Source organism: Acinetobacter sp. 231_lipA (assembly GCF_058243005.1).
In genome coordinates this window covers 1-21,579 of record NZ_JBZAYU010000001.1, presented here as the reverse complement: position 1 = coordinate 21,579, position 21,579 = coordinate 1, and the positions used below count along the sequence as shown (strand labels likewise).

At 40.8% G+C, this 21,579-nt stretch carries 22 protein-coding genes and 2 pseudogenes; 23 read left to right on the top strand and 1 reads right to left on the bottom strand.

What is annotated here, in order from left to right:
- Window positions 1-15: 15 nt before the first annotated feature.
- From AC4CUX_RS00120 to AC4CUX_RS00020, 21 genes are all read left to right on the top strand, one after another.
- Complete coding sequence (locus AC4CUX_RS00120) at window positions 16-492, top strand: hypothetical protein (RefSeq protein WP_490792066.1); 477 nt, start codon at window positions 16-18, stop codon at window positions 490-492.
- On the top strand, window positions 489-830 hold the full coding sequence (locus AC4CUX_RS00115) for a phage tail protein (protein ID WP_490792065.1): 342 nt from the start codon (window positions 489-491) through the stop codon (window positions 828-830). The genes AC4CUX_RS00120 and AC4CUX_RS00115 overlap by 4 nt, the downstream gene beginning before the upstream one ends.
- A 52-nt stretch (window positions 831-882) precedes the next feature.
- Window positions 883-1,812 (top strand): phage tail fiber protein, encoded by a 930-nt coding sequence (locus tag AC4CUX_RS00110; RefSeq protein WP_490792064.1) that lies wholly within the window; start codon window positions 883-885, stop codon window positions 1,810-1,812.
- A complete protein-coding gene (locus AC4CUX_RS00105; protein ID WP_490792063.1) occupies window positions 1,796-2,584 on the top strand; it encodes a phage minor tail protein L in 789 nt (262 codons plus the stop codon). Before AC4CUX_RS00110 ends, AC4CUX_RS00105 begins: the two co-directional genes overlap by 17 nt.
- Before the next feature lie 2 nt (window positions 2,585-2,586).
- Window positions 2,587-3,342, top strand: a complete 756-nt coding sequence (locus AC4CUX_RS00100) for a C40 family peptidase (RefSeq protein ID WP_490792062.1) — start codon at window positions 2,587-2,589, stop codon at window positions 3,340-3,342.
- On the top strand, window positions 3,332-3,622 hold the full coding sequence (locus AC4CUX_RS00095) for a hypothetical protein (protein WP_063454333.1): 291 nt from the start codon (window positions 3,332-3,334) through the stop codon (window positions 3,620-3,622). Before AC4CUX_RS00100 ends, AC4CUX_RS00095 begins: the two co-directional genes overlap by 11 nt.
- 33 nt (window positions 3,623-3,655) lie before the next feature.
- Window positions 3,656-4,288 (top strand): tail assembly protein, encoded by a 633-nt coding sequence (locus tag AC4CUX_RS00090; RefSeq protein ID WP_490792061.1) that lies wholly within the window; start codon window positions 3,656-3,658, stop codon window positions 4,286-4,288.
- Window positions 4,245-4,604 carry a hypothetical protein gene (locus AC4CUX_RS00085; protein WP_490792634.1) on the top strand — a complete coding sequence of 120 codons (360 nt, stop codon included), beginning with the start codon at window positions 4,245-4,247 and terminating at the stop codon, window positions 4,602-4,604. Before AC4CUX_RS00090 ends, AC4CUX_RS00085 begins: the two co-directional genes overlap by 44 nt.
- Window positions 4,605-4,662: 58 nt before the next feature.
- Window positions 4,663-10,107, top strand: a complete 5,445-nt coding sequence (locus AC4CUX_RS00080) for a TipJ family phage tail tip protein (RefSeq protein ID WP_490792060.1) — start codon at window positions 4,663-4,665, stop codon at window positions 10,105-10,107.
- Window positions 10,104-10,292, top strand: coding sequence for a hypothetical protein (locus tag AC4CUX_RS00075; RefSeq protein WP_010326074.1), 189 nt, complete (start codon window positions 10,104-10,106; stop codon window positions 10,290-10,292). Before AC4CUX_RS00080 ends, AC4CUX_RS00075 begins: the two co-directional genes overlap by 4 nt.
- Entirely contained in the window at window positions 10,289-10,411 is a 123-nt protein-coding gene (locus tag AC4CUX_RS00070) for a hypothetical protein (RefSeq protein ID WP_490792059.1), read from the top strand. Before AC4CUX_RS00075 ends, AC4CUX_RS00070 begins: the two co-directional genes overlap by 4 nt.
- A gap of 57 nt (window positions 10,412-10,468) precedes the next feature.
- A complete protein-coding gene (locus tag AC4CUX_RS00065) occupies window positions 10,469-11,026 on the top strand; it encodes a coiled-coil domain-containing protein (RefSeq protein ID WP_490792058.1) in 558 nt (185 codons plus the stop codon).
- Window positions 11,023-11,241 (top strand): hypothetical protein, encoded by a 219-nt coding sequence (locus AC4CUX_RS00060; protein ID WP_010326076.1) that lies wholly within the window; start codon window positions 11,023-11,025, stop codon window positions 11,239-11,241. Before AC4CUX_RS00065 ends, AC4CUX_RS00060 begins: the two co-directional genes overlap by 4 nt.
- Window positions 11,241-11,816 (top strand): lysozyme, encoded by a 576-nt coding sequence (locus AC4CUX_RS00055; RefSeq protein ID WP_201950344.1) that lies wholly within the window; start codon window positions 11,241-11,243, stop codon window positions 11,814-11,816. Before AC4CUX_RS00060 ends, AC4CUX_RS00055 begins: the two co-directional genes overlap by 1 nt.
- A gap of 449 nt (window positions 11,817-12,265) precedes the next feature.
- Window positions 12,266-12,469 carry a hypothetical protein gene (locus AC4CUX_RS00050; RefSeq protein WP_004696512.1) on the top strand — a complete coding sequence of 68 codons (204 nt, stop codon included), beginning with the start codon at window positions 12,266-12,268 and terminating at the stop codon, window positions 12,467-12,469.
- A 121-nt stretch (window positions 12,470-12,590) separates the two neighbouring features.
- Entirely contained in the window at window positions 12,591-13,895 is a 1,305-nt protein-coding gene (locus AC4CUX_RS00045) for an IS4 family transposase (RefSeq protein WP_201952043.1), read from the top strand.
- Between the two features lie 119 nt (window positions 13,896-14,014).
- Window positions 14,015-14,449 carry an I78 family peptidase inhibitor gene (locus AC4CUX_RS00040; RefSeq protein WP_078389341.1) on the top strand — a complete coding sequence of 145 codons (435 nt, stop codon included), beginning with the start codon at window positions 14,015-14,017 and terminating at the stop codon, window positions 14,447-14,449.
- Window positions 14,450-14,557: 108 nt separating this feature from the next.
- Window positions 14,558-14,917, top strand: coding sequence for a hypothetical protein (locus AC4CUX_RS00035; RefSeq protein ID WP_078389342.1), 360 nt, complete (start codon window positions 14,558-14,560; stop codon window positions 14,915-14,917).
- Window positions 14,918-15,038: 121 nt separating this feature from the next.
- Window positions 15,039-15,308 (top strand): hypothetical protein, encoded by a 270-nt coding sequence (locus AC4CUX_RS00030; RefSeq protein ID WP_004696516.1) that lies wholly within the window; start codon window positions 15,039-15,041, stop codon window positions 15,306-15,308.
- 294 nt (window positions 15,309-15,602) lie between these two features.
- Window positions 15,603-18,242 carry a bifunctional aconitate hydratase 2/2-methylisocitrate dehydratase gene (locus tag AC4CUX_RS00025; protein WP_078389343.1) on the top strand — a complete coding sequence of 880 codons (2,640 nt, stop codon included), beginning with the start codon at window positions 15,603-15,605 and terminating at the stop codon, window positions 18,240-18,242.
- A gap of 56 nt (window positions 18,243-18,298) precedes the next feature.
- Complete coding sequence (locus tag AC4CUX_RS00020; protein WP_490792057.1) at window positions 18,299-18,523, top strand: hypothetical protein; 225 nt, start codon at window positions 18,299-18,301, stop codon at window positions 18,521-18,523.
- A gap of 53 nt (window positions 18,524-18,576) precedes the next feature.
- On the opposite strand, the pseudogene AC4CUX_RS00015 reads toward AC4CUX_RS00020, so the two are convergent.
- Window positions 18,577-19,707: pseudogene (locus AC4CUX_RS00015) on the bottom strand (IS3-like element ISAcsp5 family transposase).
- A gap of 89 nt (window positions 19,708-19,796) precedes the next feature.
- Between AC4CUX_RS00015 and AC4CUX_RS00010 the strand changes: the two are divergent.
- Window positions 19,797-20,459 (top strand): annotated as a pseudogene (locus AC4CUX_RS00010) (IS3 family transposase); the annotation flags it as partial.
- Window positions 20,460-20,545: 86 nt separating this feature from the next.
- The coding region (locus AC4CUX_RS00005) for a hypothetical protein (RefSeq protein ID WP_490792056.1) at window positions 20,546-21,579 on the top strand (1,034 nt) is incomplete at its 3' end.

Below are 21,579 nucleotides of genomic sequence, written 5' to 3'. Positions count from 1 at the left end.
ATTGAGGTACAAAACATGAAAGCAATTCAATTTAAAAAAACAGGCACATTTACTGGCAATGATGAGGAAATTCAGGCTCTTTTTGGTGGTCACTTTTGTTATATGGGAAAGGGTCGCTTAAAGGATATTGAAATGTACTTCGAGCGAGGAAGTCAAAGTTTGCCGATCGGGTTTGATGACTGGATTGTTGACCTTGATGGAGTCATTTTAGTTTTAGATGGTGCGCAGTACCAAGCACTTGTGGCGGAAACAGCAAGCGCTAGAAAGCAGACCGATGACCAAAAACAGATTGGTCAAATGGTCAGTGATTCAATTAAGGCTGTGATCAAGAAAGATCAGCAACGAGGCGGATTACTTGCTGGCAACAAGCTTACAGAAGGTGGCTACATCAAACCACCATACATCACTGAAATGGAAAATCAGATTAAGGCGCTTTCAACTATGGTTTCAGCATTGGATTGCCGCCTTAATGTCCTGAGTGGTGGGAAATGAGCAATCAAAAATTCACATGGTGTAATGACTTAGACGGAAACTCCCAAACATCAAGCTTTAAAGTCCTTCAATCCAGTTTTGGCGATGGATACACACAGCGAACCAGTGTTGGGATTAATAATCGATCTGGCACATGGGCTTACAAAAAGACTGGCTACAAGGATGAGATTATCGCAATTAAAGCCTTCTTTGATCGCCACAAAGGTGCTGACTCATTTTTATGGGATTCGCCTTTAGATGGCGAGGTTCGCGTAGTAGCAGGTGACTATATGCCAGTCAGTTTAGGTGGTGATGTCTGGTCAATCTCCACCACATTCACCCAAGACTTTAAACCTTAACTTCAATCAACTTTATGCCCCACATGTTGGGGCTTTTTTGTGGGCGTAAATTATGGCTAAACAAACAATTAATCAAGGCACAGCACCTACTGGCGCAGGTGGGGATACGTTCCGTTCAGGTTCGGCAAAACTACAGGCGAATGATGATGAGCTTTATAACTATCTTGGTGACGGTACGAATTTGAATAAATTAGGCACTGCTGCAACAAGAAATGTTGGTACAAGTGCTGGCAATGTGATGGAGGTAGGTGCGTTTGGTTGGGGGTCGAATAACGGTGAAGTAATTAATGTTGCCAGCGACACGTCTCTTCTCAATTCGCTAAAAGGTGTAACGCAAGCCTTTAGAAATACTGGAGAAAGTAGCGGCTATTTTTCACAATGGACAACAGGTCTTTATCTACAATGTTTTGATAGTGTATTTGCGATTGGTTCATCTATTAATTCAAATAAAATTGCTGTACTCAAAGGGTTGGAGTCAAACACTCAATATGGATTTCTTTATTCAAACTTCAATACAACAGTTGATGCAAATGGGTTCCTAAAATCTGCATCTCCAATTGTTAAGTTGTTTACAGATAAAATCGAACTCAACGACGAAGCTCAACAGCAAGATATTTCTTTTGAAAAGCTGGGTGTTGGCGACTACTTAATCAAAGGATCAACTGGTTTTGCACAAGAAGGCTGGTATGTGGAAACCCCAAAAGATGCTAATGGCAATCTGCTTGTTGCTGTCGTATATGAGCAACTTGCAAATGGCGACATTAGCGTTAAGACGTATGACTACATGCTCAACAAGAAAGGGCGTATTGTAGCTGATACTGAAACACCTTTAGATATTCCTGAAAACCGATGGATTGACTTGCGATTGCAAGAGTTGCCACAACCTGAAATTGCGCCGCCTGTATCCAATACGCCAGCAAGTTTCCAGCCTACAGGTATTTCACAAGCGGTTTCGGAGATGATGAATGGCACTGAACAGTGATTTCCAAAAACTCTATGTAGATGGACTGATTACGCTATTTGAACTCGATGCTCGCGCTTTAGGTGCAGGCATCTTACGTTTTCATGGTCATATCTCTTATGAAGATTGGGAGCGCATTTATACATCCATCGGCTCGGCTGAGTTAATCGGCGCGGATATAGGCTCGATTGGTAAAGCTTTTGATTCTGGTGATAAAAAAGCATGGCATCGAAATATCATCTGGCAGGGTCAGACTTTCGAGCCGATGGCTTTAGAGGTATCGGGCTTAGAAATGCGATCCGATGGCAAAGCCTCAGCACCAACTTTAAGCATGGCGAACAATATTGGTGGTATTCAAAACGCAGTTTCTGCTCTTTGTTTACAGCTTGGTGATTTTGCAGGGGCAAAGCTTAAGGTTATTACCACACTAGCTAAGTATCTTGATGCTGAGAACTTTAGCTCTGGTAATGCCACAGCTAACCCAAGTGAGAAGCGAGAGCAAATTTGGTTCATTGAACAAAAGACTTCTGAAAATGCTCAGCAAGTGACGTTTGAGCTTTCTAATCCAGTGGATTTTGAAGGGTTAAAAATACCAACACGACAAATCTCAAATTACTGCAACTGGGAATATCGAAGTGAAGAATGTGGCTACATCGGATCTGCAATGTTTACTGAAAAAGATGAACCAACAGATAATCCAGCTTTAGATCGATGTAACTACAGAACGTCAGGCTGTCGTTGTCGAGAGAATGAGCTTCATTTTGGTGGATTCCCTGCATCTTCAATGGTGTAAAAATGAAATTAAATAAAAAACTAAAAGCAGCGATTCTATCTCATGCTGAAGAATGTTTCCCCGCAGAATGTTGCGGGGTTATTGTTTCTGGTGAGTATATTCCATGCCGTAATGTCGCTGAAAAAGGTCAGTTTCAAATTCATCATGAAGACTTGGCTCATGCTGAAGATCAAGGTGAGATTCAAGCCTATGTACATTCACATCCGAATGCTACAACACGTGCTTCGGATTTAGATTTATTGCAAATTGAGCTTCATGAAAAGCCTTGGGTGATCTGTGCTTGGCCTGAAGTAGATTTCCAAGTCTATAAGCCATGTGGCTATAAAGCGCCACTCATTGGTCGTGATTACCACCATGGATACCAAGATTGCTATTCAATAATTCGTGATTTTTACAATCGAGAGTTAGGCATTCAGTTGGTTGATTTCGAGCGTAAAGATGATTGGTGGAGTGATAAAAACCACAAATCCCTTTATTTAGAAAATTTAGATGAAGCTGGATTTTATGAAGTCAAAGAACCTCAGTATGGTGACATGTTGGTGTGTAATGTTGGTCGTACAGAACACCCGAATCATGCTGTGATTTGGCTGGGTGATCAGTGGCAATTAAAGTCAGAAGAAAGCACAAGTTGTTTTGGTGGACCATTAATCCTACACCATCCTTATGGCCGAAAGTCTGTTCGTGAAATCTTTGGGCAACAATGGCAAGAGCGAGTTGCAAAGGTGGTTCGGCATAGGGAGATGAAGTATGAACTTTAAAGGGTTGCATCAAAGAATTCACGAAAAACAGAAAGAACTAAATGATCTACTTAACGATTTAAATGAGCAACTTGCTTTAGAGCAAGGAGATTACAGTGGGTTATCAATACCTCACGATGCAACACATTACCGAGTTGTGAATTGTAAAGTGGAATATATTAGGAAATGTCCTTATCGAGACGATTGGGATATTTGGCTAGATTCAACCAACAGCTGGCTTGGAACCTTCTGGAAGAGAGTAGAAGTAGGAAAAGATGTAAAGCTATTAACCGCCAAATAAGGCGGTTTTTTATTGCGTGGAGAAAAGTGAATCATGCTCAAGACAATTAAGTTATACGGTATTTTAGCCAAGAAGTTCGGCAAAGAATTTCATCTAGCTGTTGAAAGCACCCGCGAAGCTGTAAAAGCGCTATCAGTCCAAGTGCCTGGCTTTGAGCAATTCATGCTAACAGCTCATGAGCAAGGTCTTGCCTTTGCTGTCTTTCAAGATGATGAAAATATCAGTGAGGATCAAATCGACTTTGAGACTGGCGCCAAAGTTATCAAGATTGTGCCCAAAGTCATCGGCGCGGGTGGTAATGGAGTATTGCAAACAATTCTTGGTGCTGTACTAGTAGTTGTTGGTGTTGTTTTGATGTATGTTCCTGGCGGTCAAGCATTTGCACCATCTGTAATCGGAGCTGGTTTAGGTCTATTGATTGGTGGTATAGCTCAAATGCTTGCCCCTAAGGTTGATACAGAAGATCAAAACCAAGACGGCAACAAGGCAAACAAGGGATTTGGTGGTGCAGTCACTACAATCGCACAAGGCAATCCAGTTCCGATTCTTTATGGTCAGCGTGAAGTCGGTGGATTTATTGTGAATGCTGGTCAATTTGCAGTAGATACTTTTAGCTCTGCGGATGCTGGTTACACAGGCGGCGGCAGCAGCGGTGGAAAGAAATAATAAGTGCTGGATAATATCCAGAAGATTTAATGTAATTGAGAGGTTTGTCATGGAAGTTATTTTTGAAACAGATTCTGCTGATGTTGTTGATTTAAAGAAGAAGCTAAATAGTCTCCTTGAACACATTAAGCAACAAGAATTGCCAAATATGCGTCAAGCAGCTATGGCTGAAAAGTCAATTGAAGCGTTTTTCAAAACAAAAGATGAAGCCCACCTTAATCGCGCGATTGTTCATCTGAAAGTCATTAGGGGTGAAATTACAACACGAAATCAAATTGACCACATGATTTATGGACTAGAGCTTCCTAAAAAGTAATCAAAAATCAAAAAAACACAGGCGCAATGAGCGCCTTTTTTATTGTCTGAGGATAAGTATGAACGCAGTAATTAAAGGCGCAAAAGGCGGTAGCAAAAGCCAAAGACAACCCAAAATTGCAAACGATACAACCGCTTCAAAAACCTATGCACGTTTACAATATGGCATGAGCGAAGGGGAAGTTGAGGGCTTAGCAAATGGCTTTAAATCAATCTTCCTCGATGACACGCCAGTTGAAAGCGATAGTGGCGCAAGAAACTTTCAAGATGTCACTCTAGATTTTCGCTCAGGCACTAATGATCAGACATACATGGAAGGCTTTGAAAGCATTGCTTCTGAAGCTGCTGTTGGAGTTGAGCTTAAAAGTGATACGCCTTGGGTTAAAGGGATTACCAATCTTAATCTCGATGCCGTAATTGTAAGGGTGCGTTTTGGGGCTTTAAAAAAGCAAGACCCAAGCAATGGCGATGTTTCAGGTATTGTTATTGATTACTCGATTGAAGTGCAAACTGATGGAGGGGCATGGGAGTTAATGCTTGACACTAAAATGTCAGGGAAAACTTCAGCAAATTATGAACGTACCCACCGTATCGGCTTGCCAAAAGCCAATAATAATTGGTTGATTCGCGTCACACGTAAAACACCAAATTCAAGCTCTGAATATGTCAGCGATAAGATGTATATTCAAGCCATTACTGAAGTTATCGATCTTAAACTTACATACCCAAATACCGCAGTGATTGGCGTGCAATATGATGCTGAAACATTCTCGAATATTGCCAAATTCGCAGTCGATCTAAAGGGTGTAAAGATCAAAGTGCCGAGCAACTACGATCCAGTGAGCCGAACTTACATCGGGATGTGGGATGGTACATTTAAACGTGCTTATAGTAATAATCCAGCTTGGATTTACTATGACCTATGCACCAATAAGCGATATGCGCTTGGCAACCGTTTAACCGAGCAAATGATTGATAAATGGTCTTTATATCGTTTAGCTCAATACTGCGATCAGTTGGTGTCAGACGGCAAAGGCGGTCAGGAGCCGCGTTTTACTTGCAATGTGTATATTCAAAGTGCCGAATCTGCTTTTGATATTTTAAGCAAACTAGCAGGTGTATTCCGTGCAATCAGTTATTGGGACGGCAATTCAATTGTCTGCGATGCTGATTTACCGCAAGATACTTATTTCACCTACACTCGCGCCAACGTCATCGATGGGCATTTTGAATATTCAGGCACTCGTGCGCGTGATCGACACACAGTTGCAAAAGTGGCTTGGGATAATCCACAAAATCGCTATAAGACCGAATATGTGTTCGTGCGGGATGAAGCAGCTATTGCAAAGCTCGGTGTGCGTATTGCTGAGATTGATGCGTGGGGTTGTACTTCTGAAGGGCAGGCACAACGTGCAGGTCTTTGGGCATTAAAGTCTGAGCAACTGGAAACTCGCACTGTATCTTTTAAAGTTGGTTTGGATGGTTATATTCCACAACCAGGTAAAGTAATTGAAATTGCGGATGAGTTGTTCGCAGGTCGTGCCAATGGCGGGCGTATCTCTAAAGTTTCTGCAAACTTGCGCACCATTACTTTAGATCGTGATGATGTGGTGTGTCGTGCAGGCGATCGACTTGTTGTAAACGGTGAAAATGGCAAGGCGCAAACGCGAATTGTGTCATCAAAAGTTGGGCGAAATGTCACAGTCACAGTGGCGTTTGAATCCGTTGCAGCAGAAAATGTTTGGGTCGTTGATGCGCAAGACTTAAAAACGATGAAGTTTCGCGTCATGAGTATTACTCAAGACGACAAACATCAGTTTTCAATCACTGCACTACAGTATGAATCAGCAAAATATGATGCGATTGATTTCGGTGCATTCATTGATGATCGTCCAATTTCAATCATCAATCCAACGACTCAAGCACCTGTCACCAATGTTTTAATTTCATCTGAAAACATGGTGCAGCAAGGCTTGTCTGTTGAAACCATGCTGATTACTTGGGATCAAGCGCAAGGTGCCACAAAGTATCAAGTCGAGTGGCGCAAAGATGATGGTAACTGGATTAAGTTGCCAATTACAGGTAGTAATTCGGTTGAAGTACAGGGTATTTATGCAGGCAACTATGAAGCTCGTGTTACTGCGATTTCGGCGTTTGATATTGCCTCTCTGCCAACATATTCAAATCTGACAGCATTGACTGGCAAACAAGGATTACCGCCTGCTTTAGCCAATATTGCAGCAACAGGCATCTTATTTGGCTACCGTTTAAATTGGAATTTCCCAGCCGTTGGTGCGCTCGATACCGCTTATACGGAAATTGAGATTGCAACTACAGCCAACGGTGCCAATGCTGCGCAACTTGGGCTTTTCGCATACCCAACAAACAGTCATGTCATTCAAGGGATGCAGCCAAATTTAAAGCGTTATTTCCGTGGTCGCTTGATTGATCGTATTGGGAATGTTGGACCATGGTCAAATTGGGTCAGCGCAACCACATCGGCAGATGCGTCTGCTGTACTTGATATTTTGTCAGGCAAAATCACCGAGTCACAATTACACCAAAACTTGCAAACCAAGATTGATAAGATCGACACAATTGCAGGTTTGGATGGTGACATTGGTAATTTGATTGAAAATATTAGTGCTGTTCAAATTCAGACAGATCAAATCAGCGATGAGCTTGGTTTGGAACGTCAGCAACGAGTTGCAGCAATTCAAAACTTAGACAATGGCTTAACGCAGGAGATTAAAGATCGTCAAGATGGTGAAACTGCAATCTATGGCTATGTAGATACTTACAAGCTCAGCAATAAGAAGGCGCTTGCTAGTTTTCAGGATAGTCTTGATATTGCATTATCTGATTCATCTTTAGCGATTGAACAAACTCAAGCGTTAGATGGTCGGGTGAAAGTTGCAGAAGATGATGCTGGTAATGCCTTGTTTAACTCAGCAAGTGCTTTACAGAAGGCTGAAATTGCAGTTGATGACACAAAAGCATTATCAAGTCTTGTGACCGAAGTTAAAGCAGTTGCAGAGCAATCAGCAGATACGGCAGACATAGCAGCAGCGGGAGCGGCGAGTGCGATCGAAAAAGCAACCGCTTCAGCAGAACAGTCAGGTGCGAATGCAAATAAGATTGAGGAAATTACTGCTGAACTTGGAACCAAGGCCAGTACAGGAGCATTAACTCAAACCAACGCCAGTATTGCTGAAGTTGACGACAAGGTTAAGGCAAACACCACTCGTCTTGATGGTGTGTATGCGCAAGTGTACCCCGAAATGATCGGCTCGACAGAGGGTTTTATTGGCTCGACAGGTCTTGCGGGCACATGGACTTTGCAATCAGCAGTGATTGAAAATGACATGGCTTTGAGTCAGCGCATCGACACCACTGTTGCTGAAATCAGTAACGCAAAAGCACTGGTTCAAACCGAATCTTACGCAAGAGCACAGGAGAATGAGGCACTATCATCTCGCATCAACACACTAAAAGTTGATGTTGATGGAAATAAGGCGGCGATTGTAACGCTGGAAACAGCGCGAACGACTGACAATGAATCTTTCGCTGGTCGGTTCGATACACTTCAGGTAAGCACAAAGGCCGCAAAAGACACAGCAGATCAAGCTATTCAGGATGCGCAATCCAAGTCAGCCGCAGCAGAGGCGGCAGCTAAGGCTTATGCTACAGCCCAAGCCGAAGCAGAGCGTTTAGCAGCCATTGCAGCAGCATCTGATGATGCTACAGCGAAAGCAGATGCAGCAGAGGGAGCAGCCAAAGCAGCAGCAGCTTTAGATGCTAAAAACAAGGCTGACGCTGCAAAGCAAGCAGCTATTGATGCAGCAGCACTTGATGCAACTGCTAAAGCTAACGCAGCCGAAGCAGCAGCCAAGGCGGTTGCAAATGCAGCGCAGCAAGCAGCCAGTGCAGCAGCTATAGCAGCAGGTAATAAGGGTGAGGTTATTTTTGGCTCAACCGCTCCCGCAGCAGATAAGCGTCTGTCTCAAAACTTATGGATTGACACAACAGGAGGTCTAAACACACCGAAGCGCTGGAATGGGTCAGCGTGGGTTATTGTTACCGACAAGGCTGCAACCGATGCCGCAAAAGCAGCAAAAGCAGCTCAAGACACAGCAGATGAGGCGCTTGGTAAGGCGGATAAAGCAACTGAGAACATCGCAACCATTCAGCGCGAGCAGGGTGTCTTTGCTGACAACCTTAACGCGATCGGTGGTGAGATTAAGACGATTCAGGGTTATGTAGGTGGTCAGCAGACAAGCATTGAGGTTGTAAGTGCTGTTGGCGACCTAAACAAGCTCAAGAATGAGATTGCAAAAGCTCGACTTGATGAGGACATCACCAAGCTGCAAGCGCAATCAGCAGTATTGACATCAGCAGTAAATAGCTATGATGCAAGAATTGCTGAGATAACAAGTAAGCGCACAGCAGAGCAAGCAAAGGCGGATAAAAATCAGGAGTTAATTGATCTTTATACAAGCCAAATTGCAGAGCTAAATGCTGCAAAAATTGATGCAAATGCGCAGAAAGCCGCTATTTCTTCGCAAGTTGAAAAAATCACAGCAGATAAAGAGAAGTTAAACTCACTTGTTCTGACTGAAAGTAAGATTAAAGCGCAGCACACAATCAAGCTTGATAGCGGTGGTGTGATTTCGTCTTACGGCTTGGCGGTTGAAGAGAGTGGTGGTACGAACTACAGCAACTTTGTTATTCGTGCTAACTCGTTTGCGCTGGCAGGGCCAGCAAGCGAGGGAAGCACACCATACTACCCATTCATCTTCCGCAATACGCCTTGCACAGACCCAAACACAGGTACAGTTTTCCCTGTGGGGGCTTACATGAAGTCAGCCTTTATGGATTATCAGTCTGTCAAAACTTCGCATATTGAAGATTTGGCGGTGAAGTCTGCACAGATTGATAACTTGGCTGTGACTTCAGGAAAAATTGCGCAACTTGCTGTGGACACTTTACACATCAAAGATCGAGCTGTAACGGTACCATTGGGCATTCAGCAACAAATATCTACTGCAAACTTCTCAGGGAGCGTAGCTGCTGGCTGGACAAAGGAAGTTGATGTTGCATTTCCAGGCGTTGAAACCATTACAGCAGGTAACTTTTGTACTTTATTTTTCCGTAGTGACATTCGATTCTACTCGCCAAACGTCCCTAACCCACTGACCCTTGAGATCTATTTAGGGGATGGTTTGATCGGTACTATTGGATCTCGTGTTGTCGTTGACGGGTCAGTTACTAGACGTGTTTGGGTGGTTACAGGTCTCTCAGGGGAATATATTACAATGGTTACAGGTGTAACCACAGGGGCTTATATTGATGAACAAGGTGCAATTCAAGTTGCATTTACAATGCCCTTTGGAATTAATGCATCAAGTGCCTTGAAGTTTAAGTTCATCAACAGCGCAGTAGCCCGTTCTGTGGTCATTTCAGGAAGCTACGTTAATCTATTTTTAGTGGAGTTTAAGAAGTGAGATTCATTGTTATTAATAAGAGCGACAAAAAAGTAAAGTCTATTGCAGATATTCCTTTTGACTATGATTATCCAATTGATGAGGAGTGTGATCTTGTAACTGGGTATGAGGATTACGCATTTAACTTAATGAGCCACGATTATATTTTCAGTGGTGATACATTTACAGAGGTGGCTAAATTATGAAGTTAACAGGTTGGGTTTTTGTACTTATAACACTGTCTGCATGTGCTTTTGATCTAGTTGCTTATGATGAGCTGAGAAAGCAAGAGCATGAAGACCACTTAAAACAAAATGGTTATTAAGTAGTTAATTTTTAGCGCCTTCGGGTGCTTTTTTATTACCAAAATTTAGGGGGCGCAATGCCAAATGACTACTCATCTGACCCACCAGTAGCGACAGCAGGGCAACTTCTTGCCATCTCTGACAAGATTAATGACATATCCAAAAACATGGATAAGTTGGCTGAGATGCCTCAAAAGCTCGACCGCATGAATATGCAGTTAGAGCAACTCAACAAAGAGCATCAACAGACCCGTAATGACTTAACTCAGACTCGGGACAACCTACAAGATGATCTGGATCGAGCCAAGTCAAACTTCAAAAGTGAGATTAAGCAGCTCAGAAATGAAGTTGAGCCAAGATTTAAGGAGATGGACTCACAAATCAGAGTACTGCATGAAAGTAAAACCAAGATCGACAGTATCACCAACCTTGTACGCTTTGGCGGCATTTTCTTAGCGGGTCTGTTTGTAGTCGCTTGGAATACTCAGACGAGCAAAACAGACACAGTAAATACTCAAGCCACGACCAACGCCCAGAGCATTCAGGTTCTTGAAAAACAGTCCGATCAACTTTTGAGAACAGTTGAAGAAATCCGAAACAAACTTTATGAACGAAATATGAGAGAGGAAAAATGAAATTCATTCCCGAAAATGTTTGGAAATATTTATCTGTAAAGCTCCCAATTATCGGAGCTTTTTTATTGGGTGTTCTTCCTGTTTTAATTCAAGAAGGCATCAATACACAACTCATTCCTGCTGAATACCATGCTATTTTGCTTTCTGTAGTTTTACCTGCATTGGCGTACATTGGCCGTAAGATTGCACAGCCTAAAGTTAAGGGTAGCCCATAATGAAACACATATTTGATTTCCTGCGAAAGATCAGTGGTGGCAAACTCACCCAAAAGCAGGTTGATGCTGCAGATAAGCTGATTGCAACTGCTTATGATGACCTGAACGATGTGTTGGGTATCGCCACAGATGAAATGCATGTGAGTCCAAGTGGAGTCGATCTGATCTGCAATTTTGAAGGTCTGCGACTGAAAGCCTATGACGATGGCGTAGGTGTATGGACTATTGGTTTCGGCACCACAAAATACCCAAATGGTATTCGTGTCAAAAAAGGGGATACCTGCACACTGGATCAAGCCAAAGCTTATATGCAGAACGATCTGAAATCATTTGAGCAGACTGTAAATAATACGGTCAAAGTTCCACTCAATCAGAATCAGTTCGATGCTTTAGTTTCACTTGCCTACAACATTGGGACCAATGCATTTAGCAAATCAACTTTGGTGAAAAAGCTGAATGCCAATGATAATCGTGCTGCTGCGGATCAGTTTGATGTGTGGGTGAATGCGGGTGGTAAGCGTATGCAAGGGCTTGTGAATCGTCGTGCTAAAGAAAAGGCTTTGTTTCTATCATGATCAAAGCATTCATGCTGTGCATCCTCTTATCAGGTTGCACAGCTCATTCAAATTCACACCTATATATAGTCATTAAAAAATGTAGACTGATTTGTAGACTGTTGAATTATATTTGTAGACTGTTCATGGTTGTTAGTGCGAAGTGTTGCATATATACAATATATTTAAAAACAATGATCTACTGTTATTTATATCCAATTAGATTAAGCGCAAAACAATGTTCTCAGAACTGGAAGTTCTAAAGCTGCTCTTCTGCCAAATAAAGCCTACATCATGTAGGCTTTATTTTTAGGTGTTAAAAAAGCTTAATTCGTCATTTGATAAAATTCTTTATTTGATAGATGAAGAAAACCTATGAATAACAGACACTAGATACTTAAAATCAATTAAACCATAATGAAAGTAGGTGTATAGTAAATGGACTTGCTAAATTTAGAGTGATGATCCCTATGCCGATCAATTTTGTAATACGCTTTGCAGTGATTTTATTTTCAGTTTTAATTTTAGTGGCGCTTGCTATCCAGTTTTTCTTTGATCCGCACTATACCGTGGTCTTTTGGATCTTTGCTATGCCGTTCATTTTAGGTACTCCAATTCTAGCATCTGTAGTTTTAGCAAAAAATGAAGAGCTTGATATTCACTCAGTCAATTAAAATTGACCTGAAAATCTAGCTTTTCAAAATAAAAAGTCCGTCAAGTGATGTAATGCCAGTCAGTTAAGCAAAAAAAGTTAAAATACTGTAAAAAGAGCGTATGTAAATACGCTCTTTTTTTATGAATTTATCTCAGAATTTAGATTTAACATTAAAACAAACCCTACCTTCACTTTCACAATTCAGTGAATTGATTGATTTAAACTGGATTGAAGATTGCTTAAACCAAACAGGTAAAGCATCAATTCGAAAAAGAAAACTGCCTGCTGAACATGTTGTTTGGCTGGTAATCGGACTTGCTCTATTTCGAAATCAACCGATTTGGTATGTGGTTCAACAATTGCAACTTGTTTTCGGTACGGCAGAATACTGTGTACCGAGTGCATCCGTACAAGCAAGACAACGCTTAGGCTTAGAACCCATGAGTGCTTTATTTTCGACATTAAGTCAGGCATGGTTTAAAGACTCACAACAACAATATAGCAACTTTCACGGTCTATGCGTTTGTGCTGTAGATGGTGTGGTTTGGTCTATGCCTCATACAGAAGAAAACTTTAAGCACTTTGGTTCATCCAAAGGCAAAACAGCAGCTGCACCTTACCCACAAGTTAGAGCGACTTGCCTGGTGAATACCAATACCCATGAAATGATTGATGCCCAAATGGGCAGTATGGATCAAGGTGAATTAACCTTAGCCAGTCAATTAAAAGCACCAGTTCGCAGTATTACCCTATTTGATCGTGCTTACTTCTCTGCTGATTTTTTAGTGAGCTGGCAATCTCAGGCAGAAGAGAGTCATTGGTTGATGCGAGCAAAGGACAACCTGCGTTATGAAGTGATTCATCATAATGCGGCCCATGACTTTCAGATCAAAATGCCTGTTTCAGCAAGAGCAAAAAAGATAAATCCGTCATTGGGTGACTATTGGGAAGCACGTTTAATTGAAGTTGAATATGCAGGAAAAATAAGACGTTACATTACATCATTAACAGATTCTAAAGTTTATCCATTCAAAGACCTTGCAATGCTTTATATCCAGCGTTGGGAAATAGAAATGTGTTATCGGGAAATTAAAAGTGATTTACAGGATGCAAGGATTTTAAGAAGCAAACAACCTGATTTGGTCTATCAAGAATTGTGGGGGGTATTTATTGCATATAATATCTTAAGAAGACAGATGAGGTTTATCGCTGAACATGCAAAGGTGAGTCCTTTAAGGATCAGTTTCCATGTTGCATCTATGAGTATTATCAATATCTTAAGGCACACACCTTTAGAATCAGCAGGAAACCTACCCAAACATTTAGCGCAATTATTTGAACAATCTAAAATATTTGTATTACCTGAAAAAAGGCAAAGGCAATGTCCGCGAGTAGTGAAAATTAAAGCACAAAAATATCCAAGAAAATGCCAGTCAATTTCTTAACTGACTGGCATTAGTCAAGTGATGGGCTTTTTTATGCAATCTTAAATGTTGCAAAACTCGCACAGTTTTTTTTTAAACATATTTGCTATGTTGATCTTTTATTTAAAGAAATATTTTTTATGAAAAAAATCGTAATGCTTGGATTAATGGTTGCTGCTATTTCGGGTTGTAGTACTGCGCAAAAGAATGAAACTGAAAAGCCAACTTTAGGTATGGCTAATCCTGCCAGTACGTACTGTGTTGAACAGGGTGGTAAAGTAGAGATTCGAAAAGAGGCCAATGGTGAAGTAGGCTATTGCCATTTGCCGAATGGTCAGGTCATTAAAGAATGGGCACTTTTCCGTGCTAGTCAAAGCAAATGTGTTGCTGAGCAAGCGACAGCTTTGATTGGTCAGTCAAATTTAACTGAAGCACAGATTAAGCAAAAAACCAGTGCGAAGATGGTACGCTTAGTACAATCAGGGCAGCCTGTGACTATGGATTATCGCGAAGACCGTGTGACAGTAACAGTCGATCCGAAAACCAATAAAGTAGTTCAAGCAAGCTGCGGTTAATTTTTCTAAGTATAAAAGCCCAAATTTGGGCTTTTATACTATTTAAAGTGGGTAATGGTTCTTCATTTGAAAAAGTTTGATTATGATAGGGCGAATAGGAGAGTTGTAATGAAAAAGTTATTCGCTTTGGCTGCTGTGATTGCACTGGTGGGTTGTGTTGAAAAAAAACCGTTAACACCAGAAGAGCAATGGCATGGCTATTGTAAAAGTATTGGTAATGCAGCACGTTCAATTATGTTAGACCGTCAAAATGCCATTGAAAAAGATAAAGCGATTGAGCATGCCAATAAAGTTGAAGACGAAATGACTAAGGCATTTGCGTTAGAAATTATTGAAGATGTTTATGCTTTACATGAGGCTGAAATTAAGTCCGATATTGAAGGTGCACGTGAAAAAATTCGTGTGAAATATACTGAAAAATGTATTGCAACACCGCATACTGAAATGCCAGATTACAAACCGTTCTAAGGAACGGTTTTTTATTTTTTGCATGGAACTTTTTGTGACAAAACTCTAAATCATATATATAGCAAAGCATATAAAAATAAAGAATAATGAACCTAGAATAAAAAAATGAGAGGAGCAGAAAATGGAAGTTGTTGGCTATTTAAATCACGCAGATTTACTCTTGGAAGATGAAAATGGTGTGGCCGTAATTGGCGGTGGTCATTATGTCCTTAGCTTGGGTGACCATGTATACTTCAAACACGCACTTGACCATGAACCTACACGAATTTCAGTACAAATTTCTTTTGCAAGCTCTGCACATCAAAATTTACATGAGGACGAAATTCAGATGAAATTTGAAGGCTGTCGTGAAAGTTTCAAACAATATATTCAAGCGACAACGGTACACTAAGGTTGAATATTTATATTGCGTAAAAAGAGGCAACATAGGTTGCCTTTTTTATTTTTAAATGGCAGTTCAAAGTTAATGTGAAACAATTCCAAACGATCTGACTATATTGCTGTTTTTATGTTCAATCGATATGAGCATCATTTAGTTAGAAAATAATGGGCATCACGAAGAAACACTTGTAGCGCATTAACTTTTAACTGGAATTTTAGTAAAATTAAGCAGTCCATATTATTTACGTAGCTTTATTTAAAGCAGGAATACGTAAATAATTTTTTAAAAAAGAGGAATAACACCGTGCTAGAAGCTTACCGCCAACACGTTGCAGAACGTGCCGCACTCGGAGTCCCACCGAAGCCACTTGATGATGCTCAAACAGCTGCATTAGTTGAATTATTAAAAAACCCACCAGCTGGCGAAGAAGCATTTTTAGTTGATTTACTAGAAAACCGTGTTCCAGCGGGTGTTGACCAAGCTGCATATGTTAAAGCTGCATTCTTAGCTGCTTTGGCTAAAGGCGAGGCGACCTCTCCATTAGTTTCTAAAGAACGTGCGGTTTACTTACTAGGTACTATGCTTGGTGGTTATAACGTTGCTCCTTTAGTTGCTCTTCTTGACGATGCTGCACTTGCTGAATTAGCGGCTGAAGCGCTTAAGAAAACACTTCTAGTATTTGATGCGTTCCATGACGTTGCTGATAAAGCAAAAGCTGGTAACGCAAATGCTCAAGCAGTTATGCAGTCTTGGGCTGACGCTGAATGGTTCACTAGCCGTAAAGACGTTCCTGAAGAAATCAAACTGACTGTTTTCAAAGTAACTGGCGAAACCAACACTGACGACTTGTCACCTGCACAAGATGCTTGGAGCCGTCCAGACATTCCATTGCACGCAAATGCAATGTTGAAAAACGTACGTGACGGAATCAATCCAGAAGTTCCTGGTGAAGTGGGTCCACTTAACCAGATTAAAGAACTGATCGCGAAAGGCAACCAGGTTGCTTACGTGGGTGACGTTGTTGGTACAGGTTCATCTCGTAAATCTGCAACTAACTCTGTACTTTGGTTCTTCGGTGACGACATCCCGCACATCCCGAACAAAAAAGACGGTGGTTACTGCCTAGGTTCTAAAATCGCTCCGATTTTCTTCAACACCATGGAAGATGCGGGTGCATTACCGATCGAGATCGATGTTGCCAACATGAACATGGGCGACGAAATCGTTCTTAAGATCGATCACGCTGCTGCTAAAGTAACTGCGTTCAAAGACGGCGCACAAATCGCTGAAGCTGAACTTAAAACTCCAGTACTTCTAGACGAAGTTCGTGCTGGTGGTCGTATTAACCTGATCGTAGGTCGTGGTTTGACGACTAAAGCGCGTGAAGCTTTAGGTCTTCCAGTATCTACAATGTTCCGTACTCCGGTTCAGCCTGCTGCAACTGGTAAAGGTTTCACTCAAGCTCAGAAGATGGTTGGTCGCGCTTGTGGTCTTCCTGAAGGTCAAGGTGTACTTCCAGGTACTTACTGTGAACCTAAGATGACTACTGTGGGTTCGCAAGATACAACTGGTCCAATGACTCGTGACGAATTGAAAGACTTGGCTTGCCTAGGCTTCTCTGCTGACCTTGTTATGCAATCTTTCTGTCATACAGCTGCGTATCCAAAACCAGTTGACGTTCAAATGCAACACTCGCTTCCTGATTTCATCATGAACCGTGGTGGTGTGTCTTTACGCCCAGGTGACGGTATTATTCACTCTTGGTTAAACCGTATGCTTCTTCCGGATACTGTTGGTACTGGTGGTGACTCGCATACTCGTTTCCCAATCGGTATTTCATTCCCGGCGGGTTCTGGTCTTGTAGCGTTCGCTGCAGCAACTGGTGTTATGCCACTTGACATGCCTGAATCTGTACTTGTGAAGTTCAAGGGTAAAATGCAGCCTGGTATCACGCTACGTGACCTTGTACATGCAATTCCTTACTACGCAATTAAGGAAGGTGACTTAACTGTAGAGAAGAAAGGTAAGAAAAACATCTTCTCTGGTCGTATCCTTGAGATCGACTTAACAGAAATGGAAACTGACCTGACTGTTGAGCAAGCGTTCGAACTTTCTGATGCTTCTGCTGAACGTTCTGCTGCAGGTTGTTCTATCACACTTTCTGAAGAGAAAGTTGCTGAATACCTTCGTTCAAACATCACTATGTTGAAGTGGATGATTTCTGAAGGTTATGGCGATGCGCGTACTATGGCTCGTCGTGTTGAGAACATGGAAAAATGGTTGGCTAATCCAAGCCTGATCAAAGCGGATGCTGATGCTGAATACACGAAAGTGTATGAAATCGATCTTGCAGACATCAAAGAACCTATTCTTTGCTGCCCGAACGATCCAGATGATGCAAAACTTCTTTCTGATGTTCAAGGCGCGAAAATTGACGAAGTATTCGTTGGTTCTTGTATGACTAACATCGGTCACTTCCGTGCGACTGGTAAATTGTTAGAGAAAGTTCCTGGTGGTGCGTTGTCAACTCGTTTGTGGATTGCTCCACCTACGCGTATGGACGAACATCAGTTGATGGAAGAAGGTTTCTATAACATTTATGGTAAAGCTGGCGCGCGTACTGAAATGCCAGGTTGTTCATTGTGTATGGGTAACCAGGCACGTGTAGCTCCGAACACGACTTGTGTATCGACTTCTACGCGTAACTTCCCGAACCGTTTAGGTCAAGGTGCTAACGTTTACCTGGCTTCTGCTGAACTTGCTTCTGTTGCTGCTGTATTGGGTAAATTACCTTCTCCAGAAGAATACCAACAGTATGCAGCTCAAATTGACAGCATGTCAGCTGACATCTATCAATACTTAAGCTTCGACAAGATGAGCGAATATACTAACGCTGCTAAAGACGTTGATACTAAGAAAATTGCTGCTGCTCAATTGACTTAATTGTTGATTAAAAAGTAGTTTAGAATAAGGGCTGATTTATCAGTCCTTATTTTTTTATGAAAAATTATTACGAAGAAAAATTTGATTCATTATTTACAGAATTTGATCCAAAAAAAGCATTAGAAAAAATAGTCGAAGACTTACTATATAAATGTTCACAACCAAAATATTTTGATTATAAAAATAAATTTGATATGTTTTGGCAGTCAAATTTTATTAAGCTACTTACAGTTGATGAGGTTAGGAGTGAGAATTATATTTTGGTAATGTGGTTCCGTTAATTAGACCACTCAATTCAGTTTTATAAGTGATAAATCCGCTCTAAATATTTAAATTATGCTGCCATTACTTTTAGTAAATGTTGATCATAAAATTCATCCGGTGTTGCCTTATTCAAACTTGAATGAGGACGTATCATGTTATAAAAATCCAAATATTCAGCAATTGATTGTTTCGCTTGTTTAACCGTATCGTAAGCCTTCAAATAGACTTCCTCATGGCTTCACACTGCGCCATAAACGCTCAATCATTACATTATCCATCCATCGTCCTTTCCCATCCATACTGATACGGATATTTCGCAATTTTAACTCATTCAAAAATGCCTCGCTTGTGAATTGACTGCCTTGGTCTGTATTAAACACCTCAGGACAACCATATTTCACAATTGCTTCTTGCAACGCATCTATGCAAAAGTCTGTTTCCATACTGATCGATACTCGATGAGCCAGTACTTTACGACTATGCCAATCTATAATTGCACACAGATAGACAAAGCCTTTAGCCATAGGAATGTACGTTATATCTGTACACCAGACTTGATTAGAGTGATCGATGACCATGTTTTTCAACAGATATGGGAAAATACGGTGTGCAAGATTAGGCTTACTGGTATTGGGTTTTGGATACAAGGCATGTATTCCCATCAAGCGCATTAAACGTCGGACTTTACGCCGACCTATTTGATGTCCTTGACGCTGTAGCATATCTCGTATCATTCGACTGCCCATAAATGGGTAGTCGAGATGAATTTCATCGATTAGACGCATCCAACTCAAATCAGTTGATGAAATCTCTTTGGGCTTGTAATACAACGTACTGCGATTGATTTGAATCAATTGCGATTGTTGTCGTACCGAAAGTTGATGGGTCTTATCGATCATTTTTTGCCGCTCAGCTGCCCTATTTTTCTGAGCGCACCTTCTAAAAAATCAATTTGCAATGCCTGATGTCCTATCTTGGCATGTAGAGCTTTGAGGTCAATCTCTGGTTCTTGTTGTGCTGTTGGTCGTGAAAAAATATTGACTGATTGCTCAAGCAGTTGATTTTTCCAATCGATGATTTGGTTTTGATGTAAATCGAATTGAGTAGAAAGTTCAGCGAGTGTGTGGTCGCCTTTAATTGCTGCGAGAGCAACTTTAACTTTAAACTCTGCTGAATGATTACGACGTTTTCTTCGTGTCATGGTTGACTCCAAAAACAAGCATTTCCCATGCTTATTGGGGAGTAGATTATCACTTATAGGCGTGGTCTAAAATCCTAGAACCACATCAGATGCGTGATTTGTTGAATCGTCAAGGACATCATATAGGACGACGTCATACACGTACTTTAATGAAGAAAATGGGCATTAATGCGTTATATTGCAAACCAAATTTAAGCCAGGCTAATCAAGCTCACCGCAAATATCCATATCTGCTCAAAGGATTGGCTATTCAGCGCAGTAATCAAGTGTGGTCTACGGATATAACGTATATCCCTATGGCAAAAGGCTTTGTTTATTTATGTGCTGTGATTGATTGGCATAGCCGCAAGGTACTTGCGCATAGAGTATCGATTAGTATGGAGGTTACATTTTGCATAGAAACATTAAATGAAGCTATTGAAAAATATGGTCGACCTGAAATATTTAATACAGACCAAGGCAGTCAGTTTACCAGTGATGCATTTATTGATGTATTGAAATCAAATGGCATTCAAATCAGTATGGATGGTAAAGGTCGATGGGTTGATAATGTGATGGTTGAACGATTATGGCGGAGCGTTAAATATGAAGAGGTGTATCTCAAAGCCTACAGCAATGTTTTGGATGCGAAGAAGCAATTAAACGCATATTTTGAATTTTATAATTTGAAACGACCTCATTCGAGTCTGGACAAAATGACTCCAGATGAGTTTTACTATGACCAGCTACCACAACAAAATAAGGTAGCTTAACTAGAGCAGAGTATCACTTATAAATAAGCTTTTAGTTGTTCAAACATGTGGGACCACCTCTAAAGAGAGATGAGTTTTCAGTCTGGATGAGTAGTGGTTGGTGTAATAATCTTAATAACGGTTCTGAATTCGAAGAACTCCCTACGAAAAGAGCCGAAATTGTAAAGCGATTGGCTAGTTCTATATCTGAAGAATTATCTGCTGATAATGATGATGACGATAGAAAAGACAATTGGGTGGAAATTTGTACTAAGCATCCTATGCAAGTGCTTTTTGCTTTAAAAGATTTAGCTGAAAAAGATATATGGCCTTTGAATAGATGGAAGCAAGCATTTCAAACTTGGGGTAACCGTCGATTTGCTAAAAGAGTGTGGATCTACGGTGCTCTATTTATACAAAATATCCCAGATCATTTATTAAAAGAAGTAATACACAGTTTTTCTAGATGGATGGAAGAGGCATCAAAAGCAACAAATTGTCATGATAAAATTTTTATAGCTCTTTGTGGGCAAGTGTTAGAGATATTCGTTGAAAATACCGATGAAGTAGGTGATCAACCAGTACTAGAGGCTATTAATCACCCAGTAGGCGTTATTACAGAAACACTCATTAACTTATGGTTCCATAGCAAACCAAATGATAATGAAAAGTTGCCTAAGGACTTCTTAGAAATATTCAGTACATTGGCCAGTTTAGAACATACTTCATATAGACATGGTAGAGTGATTTTAGCTGCTAATTTAATTCCGCTTTATAGGGTGGACAAAATTTGGACGGAGACTCATTTATTACCTTTATTTAATTGGGATAATAAAGAGGCAAAAAATGTATGGGAAGGTTTCTTATGGTCACCACGTATCTATGTCCCATTATTGATTAGTATAAAGGAAGATTTCTTAGAAACTGCACACTATTATTCTCAACTTGGTGAGTACAAGAACCAATATATAAGATTTTTGACATTTGTGGCTTTAAACAATTTAGATGGATATGCATTAAGTGACTTTGTGGATGTCTTCGATGAGCTTCCTCAAGAAGCATTAAATGAAGCAGCACATGCTTTGGTTGATTATATAGAAGCAAATAAAGATCAACGTGAAGAGCATTGGAAAAGTAATGT

Bases quoted from the DNA above. Each gene is read 5' to 3' on its own strand.
- AC4CUX_RS00050 (WP_004696512.1), top strand. From the start codon at position 12,266: ATGCCGATCAATTTTGTAATACGCTTTGCAGTGATTTTATTTTCAGTT.
- AC4CUX_RS00070 (WP_490792059.1), top strand. From the start codon at position 10,289: ATGAAGTTAACAGGTTGGGTTTTTGTACTTATAACACTGTCTGCATGT.
- AC4CUX_RS00110 (WP_490792064.1), top strand. From the start codon at position 883: ATGGCTAAACAAACAATTAATCAAGGCACAGCACCTACTGGCGCAGGT.
- AC4CUX_RS00120 (WP_490792066.1), top strand. From the start codon at position 16: ATGAAAGCAATTCAATTTAAAAAAACAGGCACATTTACTGGCAATGAT.
- AC4CUX_RS00115 (WP_490792065.1), top strand. From the start codon at position 489: ATGAGCAATCAAAAATTCACATGGTGTAATGACTTAGACGGAAACTCC.
- AC4CUX_RS00105 (WP_490792063.1), top strand. From the start codon at position 1,796: ATGGCACTGAACAGTGATTTCCAAAAACTCTATGTAGATGGACTGATT.
- AC4CUX_RS00080 (WP_490792060.1), top strand. From the start codon at position 4,663: ATGAACGCAGTAATTAAAGGCGCAAAAGGCGGTAGCAAAAGCCAAAGA.
- AC4CUX_RS00045 (WP_201952043.1), top strand. From the start codon at position 12,591: ATGAATTTATCTCAGAATTTAGATTTAACATTAAAACAAACCCTACCT.
- AC4CUX_RS00030 (WP_004696516.1), top strand. From the start codon at position 15,039: ATGGAAGTTGTTGGCTATTTAAATCACGCAGATTTACTCTTGGAAGAT.
- AC4CUX_RS00065 (WP_490792058.1), top strand. From the start codon at position 10,469: ATGCCAAATGACTACTCATCTGACCCACCAGTAGCGACAGCAGGGCAA.
- AC4CUX_RS00040 (WP_078389341.1), top strand. From the start codon at position 14,015: ATGAAAAAAATCGTAATGCTTGGATTAATGGTTGCTGCTATTTCGGGT.
- AC4CUX_RS00090 (WP_490792061.1), top strand. From the start codon at position 3,656: ATGCTCAAGACAATTAAGTTATACGGTATTTTAGCCAAGAAGTTCGGC.
- AC4CUX_RS00020 (WP_490792057.1), top strand. From the start codon at position 18,299: ATGAAAAATTATTACGAAGAAAAATTTGATTCATTATTTACAGAATTT.
- AC4CUX_RS00085 (WP_490792634.1), top strand. From the start codon at position 4,245: ATGCTGGTTACACAGGCGGCGGCAGCAGCGGTGGAAAGAAATAATAAG.
- AC4CUX_RS00060 (WP_010326076.1), top strand. From the start codon at position 11,023: ATGAAATTCATTCCCGAAAATGTTTGGAAATATTTATCTGTAAAGCTC.
- AC4CUX_RS00100 (WP_490792062.1), top strand. From the start codon at position 2,587: ATGAAATTAAATAAAAAACTAAAAGCAGCGATTCTATCTCATGCTGAA.
- AC4CUX_RS00095 (WP_063454333.1), top strand. From the start codon at position 3,332: ATGAACTTTAAAGGGTTGCATCAAAGAATTCACGAAAAACAGAAAGAA.
- AC4CUX_RS00055 (WP_201950344.1), top strand. From the start codon at position 11,241: ATGAAACACATATTTGATTTCCTGCGAAAGATCAGTGGTGGCAAACTC.
- AC4CUX_RS00035 (WP_078389342.1), top strand. From the start codon at position 14,558: ATGAAAAAGTTATTCGCTTTGGCTGCTGTGATTGCACTGGTGGGTTGT.